The sequence below is a fragment of the Streptomyces sp. NPDC087310 genome (genome assembly GCF_044744405.1).
Taxonomy (GTDB): Bacteria; Actinomycetota; Actinomycetes; order Streptomycetales; family Streptomycetaceae; genus Streptomyces.
In genome coordinates, this window is the sequence record NZ_JBIUYF010000014.1 from 1 (window position 1) to 13,715 (window position 13,715).

The 13,715-nt window shown below is 69.4% G+C and carries 8 protein-coding genes, 5 pseudogenes and 1 riboswitch; of the genes and pseudogenes, 5 read left to right on the top strand and 8 right to left on the bottom strand.

Annotation, left to right across the window (positions count from 1 at the left end; all coding sequences use genetic code 11):
• Positions 1-90: pseudogene (locus tag ACIO3P_RS37295) on the bottom strand (IS5/IS1182 family transposase); the annotation flags it as partial.
• A 187-nt stretch (positions 91-277) separates the two neighbouring features.
• Here ACIO3P_RS37295 and ACIO3P_RS37300 point away from each other — a divergent pair.
• A pseudogene (locus ACIO3P_RS37300) lies at positions 278-595 on the top strand (transposase family protein); the annotation flags it as partial.
• 114 nt (positions 596-709) lie between these two features.
• Here ACIO3P_RS37300 and ACIO3P_RS37305 read toward each other — a convergent pair.
• The 3 genes and pseudogenes from ACIO3P_RS37305 to istA form a co-directional block, all read right to left on the bottom strand.
• On the bottom strand, positions 710-2,002 hold the full coding sequence (locus tag ACIO3P_RS37305) for an MFS transporter (protein ID WP_401855600.1): 1,293 nt from the start codon (positions 2,000-2,002) through the stop codon (positions 710-712).
• 333 nt (positions 2,003-2,335) lie between these two features.
• A pseudogene (gene istB / locus ACIO3P_RS37310) lies at positions 2,336-3,134 on the bottom strand (IS21-like element helper ATPase IstB).
• A pseudogene (gene istA, locus ACIO3P_RS37315) lies at positions 3,131-4,773 on the bottom strand (IS21 family transposase). The pseudogenes istB and istA overlap by 4 nt, the downstream one beginning before the upstream one ends.
• Before the next feature lie 145 nt (positions 4,774-4,918).
• Between istA and ACIO3P_RS37320 the strand changes: the two are divergent.
• Positions 4,919-5,359: pseudogene (locus ACIO3P_RS37320) on the top strand (transposase family protein); the annotation flags it as partial.
• A 207-nt stretch (positions 5,360-5,566) separates the two neighbouring features.
• On the opposite strand, the gene ACIO3P_RS37325 reads toward ACIO3P_RS37320, so the two are convergent.
• The 4 genes from ACIO3P_RS37325 to gcvT all read right to left on the bottom strand — a co-directional run bounded on the left by ACIO3P_RS37325 (position 5,567) and on the right by gcvT (position 10,052).
• The gene (locus ACIO3P_RS37325; RefSeq protein ID WP_329822083.1) at positions 5,567-6,964 is read right to left on the bottom strand and encodes an L-serine ammonia-lyase; all 1,398 of its coding nucleotides are present in this window, start codon (positions 6,962-6,964) and stop codon (positions 5,567-5,569) included.
• A 122-nt stretch (positions 6,965-7,086) separates the two neighbouring features.
• Complete coding sequence (glyA, locus tag ACIO3P_RS37330; protein WP_401791097.1) at positions 7,087-8,355, bottom strand: serine hydroxymethyltransferase; 1,269 nt, start codon at positions 8,353-8,355, stop codon at positions 7,087-7,089.
• A gap of 52 nt (positions 8,356-8,407) precedes the next feature.
• A complete protein-coding gene (gene gcvH / locus ACIO3P_RS37335; RefSeq protein ID WP_329822085.1) occupies positions 8,408-8,785 on the bottom strand; it encodes a glycine cleavage system protein GcvH in 378 nt (125 codons plus the stop codon).
• A 127-nt stretch (positions 8,786-8,912) separates the two neighbouring features.
• On the bottom strand, positions 8,913-10,052 hold the full coding sequence (gcvT, locus tag ACIO3P_RS37340; protein WP_401855596.1) for a glycine cleavage system aminomethyltransferase GcvT: 1,140 nt from the start codon (positions 10,050-10,052) through the stop codon (positions 8,913-8,915).
• Positions 10,053-10,199: 147 nt separating this feature from the next.
• A riboswitch (glycine riboswitch) is annotated at positions 10,200-10,297 on the bottom strand.
• Between the two features lie 225 nt (positions 10,298-10,522).
• Between gcvT and ACIO3P_RS37345 the strand changes: the two genes are divergently transcribed.
• From ACIO3P_RS37345 to ACIO3P_RS37355, 3 genes are all read left to right on the top strand, one after another.
• On the top strand, positions 10,523-11,266 hold the full coding sequence (locus tag ACIO3P_RS37345) for an AAA family ATPase (protein ID WP_401855593.1): 744 nt from the start codon (positions 10,523-10,525) through the stop codon (positions 11,264-11,266).
• A gap of 99 nt (positions 11,267-11,365) precedes the next feature.
• Positions 11,366-12,100 carry an enhanced serine sensitivity protein SseB gene (locus tag ACIO3P_RS37350; RefSeq protein WP_329822088.1) on the top strand — a complete coding sequence of 245 codons (735 nt, stop codon included), beginning with the start codon at positions 11,366-11,368 and terminating at the stop codon, positions 12,098-12,100.
• 501 nt (positions 12,101-12,601) lie between these two features.
• Complete coding sequence (locus tag ACIO3P_RS37355) at positions 12,602-13,396, top strand: enhanced serine sensitivity protein SseB C-terminal domain-containing protein (RefSeq protein ID WP_329822089.1); 795 nt, start codon at positions 12,602-12,604, stop codon at positions 13,394-13,396.
• The last annotated feature ends 319 nt before the right edge of the window (positions 13,397-13,715 follow it).

Sequence of the window (13,715 nt, forward strand, 5' to 3'; positions counted from 1 at the left end):
CACCGCCTTCACCAGCTCGGCGAACCGATCCATCCGCAAGCCCGTGAACGTCTCCACCCAGACCGGCTCAGCCCGCAACACCCCACCCATACAGATAAAACGCCCAGAACTGAACCTTCTGCAACACCCTTTAGGCCGTGTACCGAAAGTGGATCTTGGGCAGTGAGCCTTTCCAACCTGACGGGTGGTTGGGCTGGCAGCCCCGGCGGAGGGCATGAAGAAAGCTCCTGGTAGACGGGTTCACGACCAAGATCACCAGTCCGCCAGGAGCTTTCGCGTGCTTGTCTACCCGTCCGGCATCGATCTGTCCAGCCGCACTCTGCGGCATCTTTCCGGTCTTCTCGCAGGTCACCGTCGTCGGATTGGTTCGCGCTGGCGTCGCCTGACCTGCGGCCGGCAGGCCTTGCTCGTCCTGGCCCACCTACGCTGCGGCGACACTTACGCCCGCCTTGCCGCGGGCTTCCGCATCGGGATCGCCACGGCCTACCGCTACATACGCGAGGCCGTCGACCTACTGGCCGCCCTCGCGCCCACGCTGCAACAGGCCATGACGACCGTCCGGAAGAAGGCGTACGTGATCCTCGACGGCACCGTGTGGCTTCGTTGATCTCTAGGAACAGCGTTTGTCGACCGGTTCCGGAGGCAAATGGTGACCGTCTGGCTCGCTGATGTCGATGACAAATGACGGCATTTTCGGGAAGGTTGCGGCTCAGGTGCTGCGTGCGCGGGTGGCGAGCAGGGCTGCCAGGGCGCACGGTGCGAGCAGCATTCCGAAGGCGACGCTGTATCCGACGGTGTCGGTCGAGCCGGCGCCGAGGCAGGCGTTGAGTAGGGCGGAGGAGAGGCCCAGCACTGTTATCTGTCCCAGGTTTTGGGTGGTCTGCATCGCGCTGCTGGCGTAACCCTGCCGACCGGGTGGGCTGTGGGTGAGTGACAGCACGGTGAGGGACGGGGCGTACATTCCCATGCCGACGGCCGCGACGACCATCGCCGATGCGGCGGTGTACGCGGGCGTCGCGGGGAGTGTCCCGGCAACCGCGAGCGCGACTGCCGCTGCCTGCACCAGTGCGCCCGCCACGACCAAACGGTGGCGAGGGCAGTCCTCCAGCAGACGGCCCTGCACCCAGGAGGAGCTGGCCCAGGCCAAGGCAGCTCCCGTGAAGGCCATACCGACTACTACGGGCGAAGCGCCCCGGTCGGTGATCAGCAGCAGGGGTACGTATGCCTCCAGTGTGAAGAACACGCCTGATCCCAGGCCGCACAGCAGCACCGTGGCCGGCAGGCCGCGCGCGGCACGCCAGGTACCCGGCGGCAGCAATCTTGACGCGAACACCACCAGCAGAGCGAATCCGCCCGCTGCGAAGAGCAGGTGGCGCATGTCCCAGCCCGAGACGCCGTATTGCCCCAACGCCGCGCCCAGGCTTACGGCTGTCGCGACCATCAGAGCGGGGCGCGGCAGTTTGTCTCCCGACCGTGCGGGCGCGGCCGCCCAGGAAGCGCCTCGCAGCACGGCCACCACCACCAGGGCGGGCAGCACGGTGAGAGCGGCCAGACCGAAGAACACCGCGCGCCAGGACCACCACTCGACCACCAGTCCCGCCAGCGGAGGACCGACCAGCGACGGGACAATCCAGCAGGCACTCATCAACGCCATTACGCGTGGCCGCAGATGCTCGGGGTAGGCCCGGCCGATGGCGGCGTTGATCGACACCGCGACCATCCCGCCCGCCAGCCCGTCTAGGAAGCGGCCGGCCGCCAGCTGCCAGATCGAGGTGCTGGCTCCCGAGACCAGCAGGGTGGCCACTGCCAGTACCACGCCCGCCGCGAGCGGACGTAGCGCCCCTGCGCGGTCTGCCCAATGACCACCGAGTACCCCACCGAGCAGACTCGCAGCTATGAAGCATCCCGCCACCAGGGGGAAGAGCGACACTCCATTCAGGTCTCGCGCTGCCGTCGGCAATGTGGGGACCACGGCCAGCGCGGCAAACCCGGTCAGGAACATCACCGCGGCGAAACTGGAGGTGGCGGCAGCGTATCGCCTGGAGAACAATCCCTCGGTGGGCCCGGGATGCGCCGGTAGACGATCGGCTGCCGTTGTCGAATCGTCGGAGACTGGCACGATCGGTTCCGTAGACGTTGCGGGCAAGCTACTTGGTACGCGCTTCGGATCACCAGTCACGGGCGCAAGGTAGACGGAGCGCACGGCTTCATGCCACCTGTTTGTTCGAGCTGACTCCCACCCCCCTTGGGTTCTCAACTAACCAAGCTGCCAAGGCAGGCCCAGGTTAGGTAGTAGTGACACCGACACGTTGAGGCGTTCTCACCGCCACCGGACTCAGCCGGCCTTGGCGGGTTCCTCGGCTCGTGCGCGGGTGCTGGCGAGGCGGTAGGAGTCGGTGCCGGTCTCGATGATGGTGCCGTTGAAGGTGAGGCGGTCCACGATGGCCGCGCAGAGGCGGGGGTCGGTGAAGGTCTTGGTCCAGCCGCCGAAGGACTCGTTGGAGGCGATGGCGACGCTGTTCTTCTCCTCGCGTTCGGTCAGGACCTGGAAGAGGAGTTCGGCGCCGCGGCGGTCGAGTTCCATGTAGCCCAGCTCATCGATGCAGAGGAGGTCGACTCGGCCGTAGCGGGCGATGGTCTTGTTCAGATGCTTCTCGTCGGCGGCCTCGACGAGCTCGTTCACCAGTTTCGTGGCGGGGGTGTAGCGGACGCGGTAGCCCTTCATGGCGGCTTCGGTGCCGAGGGCGATGAGCATGTGGGACTTGCCGGTGCCGGAGTCACCGATCAGGCAGAGCGGCTGACTCTTCTTGATCCATTCACAGCTGGCCAGGGTGTGGATGGTCGCGGCGTCGACGTTGGGGTTCGCGTCGAAGTCGAAGGCCCGCAGCGACTTCTCCCGCGGGAATCCTGCTGCCTTGATACGTCGCTCCGAGCGGCGGCGGGACCGGTCGTCGCACTCGGTCATCAGGAGTTCGGCAAGGAAGCCGCGGTAGGTCATCTGGTCCTTCAGCGCCCGGTCCGGCGATGTCAGAGAACTCGTTGCGGATCGACGGCAGCCGCAGAAGCCGGCAGGCGCTGTCGATGGCGGCGTCGGCGGCCTGCTCGGTCAAGCCTCGCTGGCGGAGCAGGGTCACTGTGCTTCTCCCTTACGGTGATCGCTGTCGCTGGTGCGGCGGCGTCGGAGCAGTTGGTCGTAGGGGGCCACCGAGGGCAGCGGTCTGGTGTCCGCAGGAAGGTGTGCGAGCCGCCACTCGTGCAGAGACATCACCGTCGCCGACGGTTCGCCGGAAACCAGCCGGTCCGCTGCGGGGGCGGGCTCGGTCTCCGCCTGGGCAGCCTTGCGGGCTTCCAGAGCGACGGCGTCTGCGGTCATCGCCCCTGCCCGCAGAGCCGCAGCCAAGCCGGCCACGACATGTTCATGAAGCAGGTGCCGACCCAGCAGGAGCACCTCGATCAGAGCCCGGGTGCCGTCCCGCTCACCGTGGATCTTGCGGGCCTGATCCCACCAGGCATCGTGGACCGGGGTGAATCTGCCTGCCGAGCGGGCCTGTTCGAGGGCTGTGGAGCCAGGGAAGGCGCCGGGCTTGCGGACCAAGACTTCCAGGTAGTGGTCCAGGTCTAGGCGGACGGCGCCTTTCGCGATCAGCCGTTCGTGCCGGGCGACTTCCACGTTCTGGTCATAAACCACCAGGTGAGAGGCGTGCAGCACGACGCGCACGCGTTTACCGATCAGCCGGGTCGGGACTGAGTAGCGGTTGGTGCGGACCGGGATCTGGCTGTAGCGGTCGACTCGAGGGATGAACAGTCGGCCCGTCTCGAACGGTTCCTCGGGCAGTGGCATCAGCAGCGGTTGTTCGAGTGCGAAGTACTCCGCGACCGTCTTGGGTCTGGAGCCGATGCGGCGGGCGTCGTCCTGCCGGTCCCACTGTTCGACCATCTCGTTCAGTTCGGCGAACGAGGCGACCTCGGGGACAGGGACGAAGTGGTTGCGTCGGAAGTAGCCGATCATCCCTTCGACTCCGCCCTTCTCGTGGGCGCCTTCGATGCCGGGTCGGCAGTAGAAACTTTCGATGCCGAAGGCGAGCGGAAGGCGACCCATCTGTCGGCCTCGACTCTTCCCCTGTTCTGCCCCAGCACCCTGGCGACGGCGGCCTTCAGGTTGTCGTATCGGACCTTGGTGCGTGGGACCACGCCCAGGGCCCGCAGTGCGTGGACGTAGCCTTCGAAGAAGGCTTCCTGGCCGCAGGAGGCGAATACGCGGTGGACTGCCTTGCCCGAGTACGACAGCCGGAAGGAGAACAGGCAGCAGGTCACCAGCTCGCCGCCCAGCCGCACAGTTACGTCACCGAAGTCGACCTCGGCTTCGTGACCGGGCAGGTGGGTCTGCGGGACGAACGCCTGCAGCGGTGCCTTGCCCGACTCGACCAGGATTTCGGGCTTCCGACTGGCGATGTAGTAGCGCACCACTCCGTAGGTGACGTCCGCCCCGTGCTCCTCGATCAGCCGGTGAAAGATCTGGGTGACCGTGTGCCGCTGCTTGCGCGGTGCGTCCAGATCTGCCCGCAGGATCCCGTCGATCACCGGCTTGTACGGGTCCAGCGTGGTGGCTCGGGGAGGCAACTTCTTACGAGGCTCGGGCCAGGACGAGTCCAATGCCTTCCGCACCGTTCGCCAGGTCACTCCGTGCTTGCGCTCAAGCTCCCGCATCGACATGCCGCCGCGATGGTCACGCCGGATCGCCGCGTACAGCTCGACCTTCGACATTCGCGGCATGACCAGGACCTTTCACCAGGAGCATCCCGATGCTGCCCTGGCAAGAACCCCAGTGCCTCCCGAACTCATCAACATCACCCGACCGTGGTTCTGGGCGCCTCCCAAACCCGTCGAGAAGTGACGTCACTACTGCTCGATAAAGCCAACCGTGCTACCCATCGACCGTATTGCCGCCGACCAGCCGTACTACTCCGGGAAGAAGAAGCACCACGGGATGAACGTGCAAGTCCTCGCCGATCCCGCCGGGCGCCTGATCTGGGCCTCGGACGCACTGCCGGGAGCCACACACGACCTGACCGCGGCCCGGAACCACGGCATACCCGCCGCCCTCGCCGTAGACGACATCAAGTGCTGGGCCGACAAGGCGTACCAGGGCGCCGACCCTGCGCTCCGTGTCCCGATCCGTGGCAAGCACCTCCGCGGCTGGCGCCGACACCACAACCGCGATCACGCCAAGATTCGCAGCCTCGGCGAACGCGCCATGGCCATACTCAAGTCCTGGCGGCTCTTGCGGAAGCTCCGCTGCAGCACCCCCCGGATCACAGCCGCCGTCCGTGCCGTCGTCGCCCTCGTACTCGCCACCTGATCAAGATGGAAAAGGCTCAGTGCCTTCTCTGTTGAGGCAGAGCCGGGTGATGGCCGTCTACTCGGGCCTCGGACGCCCACTATCCCAGGGACTTTTCAGGGACTTTCAGCTCTGCCGGAGGGACTTTTCAGGGACGATCCGCCAGCTAGACAGGAAAGACCGTGACAGAGCTGAAAGATGAGAAACCCCTGATCAGAGCAGGTTTCCTCAGCACTCGATGATGTTCACCGCGAGCCCGCCCCGGGCCGTCTCCTTGTACTTGACCGACATGTCGGCGCCGGTCTCCTTCATCGTCTTGATGACCTTGTCCAGGGAGACCTTGTGGCTGCCGTCCCCGCGCAGCGCCATCTTCGCCGCCGTGACCGCCTTCACCGCCGCCATGCCGTTGCGTTCGATGCACGGGATCTGGACCAGGCCGCCGACCGGGTCGCAGGTCAGGCCCAGGTTGTGTTCCATGCCGATCTCGGCCGCGTTCTCGACCTGTTCCGCGCTGCCGCCCAGGACCTCGGCGAGGGCGCCCGCCGCCATGGAGCAGGCCGAGCCGACCTCGCCCTGGCAGCCGACCTCGGCGCCGGAGATGGAGGCGTTCTCCTTGAAGAGCATGCCGATGGCGCCGGCCGCGAGGAGGAAGCGGATCACGTTCTCGTCCTTCTCCGCCGCCGTCGCGCCGCCCGCCGCGAAGTTCATGTAGTAGTGCAGGACGGCCGGGATGATGCCCGCCGCGCCGTTCGTCGGGGCGGTGACGACCCGGCCGCCCGCCGCGTTCTCCTCGTTCACGGCCATCGCGTACAGCGTGATCCACTCCATCGCGTGGGCCTGCTGGTCGCCCTCGGCGCGCAGTTGGCGGGCCGAGTGGGCGGCGCGGCGGCGGACCTTGAGGCCGCCGGGGAGGATGCCCTCGCGGGACATGCCCCGGGTGACGCACGCCTGCATGACCTGCCAGATCTCCAGCAGCCCGGCGCGGATCTCGTCCTCCGTGCGCCATGCCTTCTCGTTCTCCAGCATCAGCGCGGAGATCGACAGGCCCGTGTCGGCGGAGAGCCGCAGCAGTTCGTCCCCGGTGCGGAAGGGGTGTTTCAGTACGGTGTCGTCCAGTTTGATGCGGTCCTCGCCCGCAGCGCCTTCGTCGAGCAGGGACTCGTCGACGACGAAGCCGCCGCCCACCGAGTAGTACGTCTTCTCCAGCAGCGGGGCGCCCCCGGCGTCGTACGCGGACACCGTCATGCCGTTGGCGTGGTACGGCAGGGCCTTGCGGCGGTGCAGGACCAGGTCCGTGTCGCTGTCGAAGGCGATCTCGTGCACGCCGAGCAGGCTGAGCCGGCCGGCCTCGCGGATGCGGGCCACCTGGTCGTCGGCGTTCTCCACGTCGACGGTGCGCGGGGAGTTGCCCTCCAGGCCCAGGAGGACGGCCTTCGGGGTGCCGTGGCCGTGCCCGGTCGCGCCGAGCGAGCCGTACAGCTCGCACCGTACGGACGCCGTGTGGGCGAGCAGGCCCTCGTTCTTGAGGCGGCGCGCGAACAGGCCCGCCGCGCGCATCGGGCCGACCGTGTGGGAACTGGAGGGGCCGATGCCGACCGAGAACAGGTCGAAGACCGAGATGGCCACGGTGGTGACTCCTTACAAGGTGTCGTACGGCGAGGAGGCCGTACGTGGGACGGGGCACCGCGCCGCACGGACCGGGGGTGGTGGTCCGGTGTGCGCGGTGCCCCGGCGTACTCGGGACGGGATTACAGGCCCGGGTACAGCGGGTGCTTCGCGGCGAGCGCGGTGACCCGGCCCGCCAGTGCCTCGCGGTCGAACTCCGGCTTCAGCGCCGCCGCGATGATGTCGGCGACCTCGGTGAAGTCCTCCGCGGTGAAGCCGCGGGTGGCGAGCGCCGGGGTGCCGATCCGCAGGCCCGAGGTGACCATCGGGGGGCGCGGGTCGTTCGGGACGGCGTTGCGGTTGACGGTGATGCCGACCTCGTGGAGCCGGTCCTCGGCCTGCTGGCCGTCCAGCTCCGAGTTGCGCAGGTCGACCAGGACCAGGTGCACGTCCGTACCGCCGGAGAGGACGGAGACGCCCACCTCGGTCACGTCCGGCTGCACCAGCCGCTCGGCGAGGATCCGGGCGCCGTCCAGGGTGCGCTGCTGGCGCTCCTTGAACTCGTCCGTGGCCGCCACCTTGAAGGAGACCGCCTTGCCCGCGATGACATGCTCCAGCGGGCCGCCCTGCTGGCCGGGGAAGACCGCGGAGTTGATCTTCTTCGCCAGTTCCTTGGTGGAGAGGATCACGCCGCCGCGCGGACCGCCGAGGGTCTTGTGCGTGGTCGTGGTGACGACGTGGGCGTGCGGCACCGGGTTGGGGTGCAGCCCGGCGGCGACCAGACCGGCGAAGTGCGCCATGTCGACCATCAGGTAGGCGCCGACCTCGTCGGCGATCCGGCGGAAGGCCGCGAAGTCGAGCTGACGTGGGTACGCGGACCAGCCGGCCACGATCAGCTTCGGGCGGGACTCCTTGGCGAGCCGCTCGACCTCGGCCATGTCGATCTGGCCGGTCTCGCCGTCGACGTGGTACGCGACGACGTTGTAGAGCTTGCCGGAGAAGTTGATCTTCATGCCGTGGGTGAGGTGCCCGCCGTGCGCGAGGTTCAGACCCATGATCGTGTCGCCGGGGGAGAGCAGCGCGAACATCGCGGCGGCGTTCGCCTGGGCGCCCGAGTGCGGCTGTACGTTCGCGTGCTCGGCGCCGAAGAGCGCCTTCACCCGGTCGATGGCGATCTGCTCGACCACGTCGACGTGCTCACAGCCGCCGTAGTAACGGCGGCCCGGGTAGCCCTCGGCGTACTTGTTGGTCAGTACGGAGCCCTGGGCCTCCATGACCGCGACCGGGGCGAAGTTCTCCGAGGCGATCATTTCGAGGGTGGACTGCTGGCGGTGGAGTTCGGCGTCGACAGCGGCGGCGACGTCGGGGTCCAGCTCGTGGAGTGAGGCGTTCAGAAGCGACTTCGAAGACATCACGGTCCCTGGGGTGTCTTGGTGCGGGGTCGGCCGGGTGAGCTGCGTCACGTCAGTTGCCGGAGAACTCTGCGTATTCGTCCGCGGTGAGCAGGTCCTTCGGCTCCTCCGTGACGCGTACCTTGAACAGCCAGCCGCCCTCGAAGGGCGCGGAGTTCACCAGTGAGGGGTCGTCGACGACGTCCTGGTTCGTCTCGGTGACCTCGCCGGTCACCGGGGCGTACAGATCGCTGACGGACTTGGTGGACTCCAGCTCTCCACAGGTCTCGCCCGCGGTCACCGTCTCACCGACCTCGGGAAGCTGGGCGTACACGACATCGCCGAGGGCGTTGGCCGCGTACTCCGTGATACCGACCGTCGACACGCCGTTCTCGGCGGCCGTCAGCCACTCGTGCTCCTTGCTGTAGCGAAGCTGCTGGGGGTTGCTCATGACCTGAATTCTCCTGTACGCGGGGGTGTGGTGCGGAACCGCTGTCTTACGGATCGAGACGGTACGGACCGAGACGGTACGGAACGAACGGGCGGGGCGGGCGCCGTGGTGCCGAATGCCGTCCGTATCACTTCCGGCGCTTGTAGAACGGCAGCGCCACGACCTCGTACGGCTCCTGGGAGCCCCGGATGTCCACGCCGACCCCCGCCGTACCGGGCGCGGCGTGCGCGGCGTCCACGTACGCCATCGCGATCGGCCGGCCCAGCGTCGGCGACGGGGCGCCCGAGGTGACCTCGCCCACGACGGCGCCGCCGGCGACCACCGGGTACCCGGAGCGCGGGACGCGGCGGCCCTCGGCGATCAGGCCGACCAGCTTGCGCGGCGGGGCGGACGCGGCGCGCTCGGCCGCCGCCTCCAGCGCCGCGCGGCCGACGAAGTCGCCGCCGTTCGAGGTCTTGTCGAACTTCACGACCCGGCCGAGGCCCGCGTCGAACGGGGTCAGCGCGGTGGACAGCTCGTTCCCGTACAGCGGCATGCCCGCTTCGAGCCGGAGGGTGTCACGGCAGGAGAGCCCGCAGGGCACCAGCCCGACCCCCGCGCCGGCCTCGGTGAGCGCCTTCCACAGCTCCTCCGCGTGCCGGGGCTCGACGAAGAGCTCGAAGCCGTCCTCACCGGTGTAGCCGGTCCGCGCGATCAGGGCGGGAACCCCGGCGACGGTGCCCGGCAGGCCCGCGTAGTACTTGAGCCCGTCGAGGTCGGCGTCGGTCAGCGCCTTCAGGATGCCGGGGGACTCCGGGCCCTGGACGGCGAGCAGCGCGTACGCGTCGCGGTCGTCCCGTACGGCGGCGTCGAACCCCGTGGCGCGGGCGGTGAGCGCGTCCAGGACGGTCTCCGCGTTGGAGGCGTTGGCGACGACCATGTACGTGTCCTCGCCGAGGCGGTAGACGATCAGGTCGTCCAGGATGCCGCCGTCCTCCCGGCAGATCATCGTGTAGCGGGCCCGGCCCACGGCCACGGCGCCGATGTTGCCGACGAGCGCGTGGTCGAGGAACCGTCCGGCGTCCGGCCCCGTGACGGTGATCTCGCCCATGTGGGAGAGGTCGAAGAGCCCGGCGCGGGTGCGGACGGCGGTGTGCTCGTCGCGCTCACTGCCGTAGCGCAGCGGCATGTCCCAGCCCGCGAAGTCGGTCATGGTCGCGCCCAGCGCGCGGTGCGTGGCGTCGAGGGCGGTACGACGGGGGGTGCTGCTCGGGGGGACATGGCTCATCGGTGTGGCTCCCAGGGCATGACGGCGAGGACGATCCTCCCCATCTGTCATCGGAACCTGAGAGGTTCATCACGACCCCGCGTAAAGGAGGTCATGACTTGCACCTTGGGTGGAGCCGCGACAAGGCGGCCCGCTTTTCAGATCTGCCTCATCCACGCGGTACGGGGCCTGAGAGATTCAAGGGAGGTACTTGCTCCTTCGGCGCCCGGCGCACACGGTGACCGGGACTCTCCCGCGCGGATTCAAACGGCCGGTATGCAGTTGGCGGGCACATCATCGCACGGGCCGCCGCGGAGCGGTGCGGCCGGTCGGCACGCCGTCGCGCGGATGGCCGGGCGCGTCGCGGGTACGAGTGAGAAGCTTGCGGGACATTACCAAGTCTTTACACTTCATGGGCAAGAGTCATGGGCCAGACGCGCTGAGCTGATACGCACTGAGCTGACACGGACTGAGCTGACAGGGGGACGGCGATGATCTCGCAGGGGTCCGGCACATGTGCCACGACCGCGGGTGTGCCCGCACAGCAGGGCGTGAGCGCGGTCGGTGACGGCCCGGTGGGGGCGGGACCGCAGATCGCGTCGGCCGCGCCCGCCGCGCCGGGCCCGCAGATCGCGCCCGCCGCGCCGGCCGTGCGCGATCTGCGGGGGCTGGGGCAGGGCGGCGGGCCCGACGGGCTGGTCTTCGACACCGGGGACCTGGTGGTCGTCTCCGGGCTGCCCGGCAGCGGCAAGTCCACGCTGATCCGGCGGGCCGCGGAGGGCCGCGGCATCGACTCCCAGGACGCGCGGGACCGCTGGGCGCGGCTGATGCCGCCCGCGCTGCCCTACGCCGTCTACCGTCCCCTCGTACGGACGGCGCACTACGCGGGGCTCCGGCGCGCGCTGCGCTCCGGCGCGAGCCTTGTCGTGCACGACTGCGGTACGCAGACGTGGGTACGGCGCTGGCTCGCCCGGGAGGCCGTCGCGCGCGGACGCCGGCTGCACCTGCTCCTGCTGGACGTGGCGCCCGAGACCGCCCGGGAGGGCCAGCGTGAGCGCGGCCGGGGCGTCTCGGGGTACGCCTTCGCGCGCCACCGCGGCGCGGTCGGCCGGCTGCTCACGGACGCACAGGCGGGCCGGCTCCCGGAAGGGTGCGCCTCCACCGTGCTGCTGGACCGGGACGCGGCGGGCGCGCTGGAGCGGATCGCCTTCTTAGAGGCACCGGGCACGGAGTGACCCACGCACCGGAGCGACCGGCGCGGCGCACCCCGCGGCCTGCGGCGTTAGGGTGCTGCGGCAGGGTCCTGGGCGGACGGGGTGGAGAGGTGCACAGTGGTGAACACAGCATGGCCGGGCAACGAGCTGGAAGAGGTGCTCACCGCCTCGCTCGGCAATGACGCCGCGGGCGGACGGCTCGTCGAGGTGCTCGGACGCAGCGAGGTCTGGGTGCCGCTGCCCAACGGGGGCGGCCCCGACAGCCCCGACCTCGATCTGCCGACGGTGGAGATCGACGGCGCCGCGTACGTCCCGGTCTTCAGCTCGCACCAGCAGTTCCTCAGTTGCGTCGGCGACCACATGGCGTTCACCGTCGCGCCGGCCCGCGACTTCGCCCGCGGACTGCCCCCGCAGCTCGGCATCGCGATCAACCCCGGCGGCGCGGTCGGGGCGCCGCTGCCGCCGCTCGCCGTCGCCGAGCTGTGCCGGGTGGGGCGTACGCCGCTCGACGGACCGGCCAGCGGCGGCCGGGTCAGGCTCTTCCAGCCGGACTGGAAGGAGGACCCGGTCGACTTCCTCTCCGCCGCCGCCGCCGAGTTCGGGGCGACGGGCACGGTGGCCACCGCCCGCCGCGCGCTCGCCAGCGTCGAGGGCGAGCCGCCGGTGCTCTTCATCGGCGTCCAGCTCTCCTCCTGGGAGGCCGCCGACCGTAACGCGCCGATGGACGCGCTCGGCCGCGCGCTCGGCCGGGTACCGGTGGCCTGGCCGGTCAACCTCCTGCTGCTGGACCTGACCCAGGATCCGGTCGGCGAGTGGATGCTGGCGAAGGTCAGGCCCTTCTACGAGCGGGCGTAGACGGGACGGCCGGACGGGGGGTTCCTCCGTTCGGCCCCCGTTCGGCCCCCGTACGGCCCCCGTTCGGCCCCTGTACGGCCCCGGCCCCTGTACGGCCCTCCGTACGAACCCGCGTGCGAACCTCCGTGCGGCCGTCCGTCGTATCCCTCCGTCGTATCCCATCCGGGGGTACGACGGAGGGATACGACCGGCCGGGGCGGGTATGACCCGTAGTCGCGGGCATGTCGCCGCCACGGCGACGAGGCGGTTCGCGAGGCGTTTCACGGGGCGGAACAACGGGGCGGGCGCATTCCCGACACGGTCCGGCGCGCCACGGGTCAGGGCAGGGGGCATATGCGGCCGGAATCAGCCGTACCGCACCTCTCCGCCTATGCGGCACGCACACCGGCCGTCAAGTCGGTGTCAGGCCAGCCGCCTAAGCTGGTTTGATGGCCGGGCCGGCGCACCGCGCGGCGCCGGGGAGCGGGACGAGTGGTGGAACTAAGAGGGGCGGGACCCAGAGTGAGCGCGTCAGGCACCGCGGCGGCCGGGCAGGTCGAGCACATGCTGCGCCAGGTGACGCCGGGACGGTACGACGCGTACGAGGCGCTGCTCCAGGCCCTCGCCGACGACAGCGTCTGGATGCTGCTCTGGCACGGCCAGGCCGGTTCGCCCGACGCCCAGTACGGCAACATGGAGGTCGACGGGCTGGGCTACGCGCCCTGTGTCACCTCCGCGCAGGAGCTGTCCGCCAGCGGCTGGACCCGGGCGCACGAGGTGGTTTCCGGCCGTGACATCGCCCGCGCCCTCTACCCGGACCGCTGGGGGATCTGGCTCAATCCGCACGCCCCCGGCGGCGGCCTCGGCATCCCGTGGCTGGACCTGCGCCGGATCGCCACCGGCCTCGACCGGATGCCCGCGGGCCCGCTGCGGCTCTCCGAGCCCGCCATCCAACTCCCGCAGTTCTACGCCCTGCTCACCCAGAACGCGCACCGCACGCCCGCCGTGCGCTCGCTGCGCCGGGCGTGGGTGCAGCCGGCGCTGGGCGCCCCGTACCTGGCGATCGGCCTCGACCTGTACGACACGAGCCCGGCCTCCGTCGACTCCGTACGCGCGATGATGCGTCAGTCGATCGGCGCCGTCCCCGAGGGGCTGCCGGTCTCCACGGTCGCGATGTCCGACGAGTACGACCCGGTCACGATGTGGCTGCGCGTCAACTCCCGCCCGTTCTACGACCGGGAGGCGCACGCGGCGCAGGCGGCGCCCGTCCAGTCCACCGGATACGGCTATCCGCCCCCCGCCTCTCGCGCATACTGAACGTTCCACGGGGGAGGAACGGGTGTGTCAGGCATGCCCGTTCTGGTGGATTCTGACGGATTGGTGATCTGTCTCGTCCGTTGAGGCCAAAGTCGTGTCCGTATAACGGTAACCCTCTGATCGCATCACGGTTGAGCAAACATTCCCCGATGGGGCTGGCGGGTGATCGCGATAGGGCTGAAGACTCCCTCCAGCAGGTGGCATCGGCACGTATGTGCGACTGATGTGTGGGCGACGCGCTGACAGAAGCAGATCTCCCGAACCGGGGGGACCACCATGCGACATCAATGAAGCGAACGAGCCGCTACAGCGGCGGTCA

Excerpts from the sequence above, each read along its gene's own strand:
- ACIO3P_RS37305 (WP_401855600.1), bottom strand. The coding sequence starts at position 2,002 with ATGTTCCTGACCGGGTTTGCCGCGCTGGCCGTGGTCCCCACATTGCCG.
- glyA (WP_401791097.1), bottom strand. The coding sequence starts at position 8,355 with ATGTCTTCGAAGTCGCTTCTGAACGCCTCACTCCACGAGCTGGACCCC.
- gcvH (WP_329822085.1), bottom strand. The coding sequence starts at position 8,785 with ATGAGCAACCCCCAGCAGCTTCGCTACAGCAAGGAGCACGAGTGGCTG.
- gcvT (WP_401855596.1), bottom strand. The coding sequence starts at position 10,052 with ATGAGCCATGTCCCCCCGAGCAGCACCCCCCGTCGTACCGCCCTCGAC.
- ACIO3P_RS37345 (WP_401855593.1), top strand. The coding sequence starts at position 10,523 with ATGATCTCGCAGGGGTCCGGCACATGTGCCACGACCGCGGGTGTGCCC.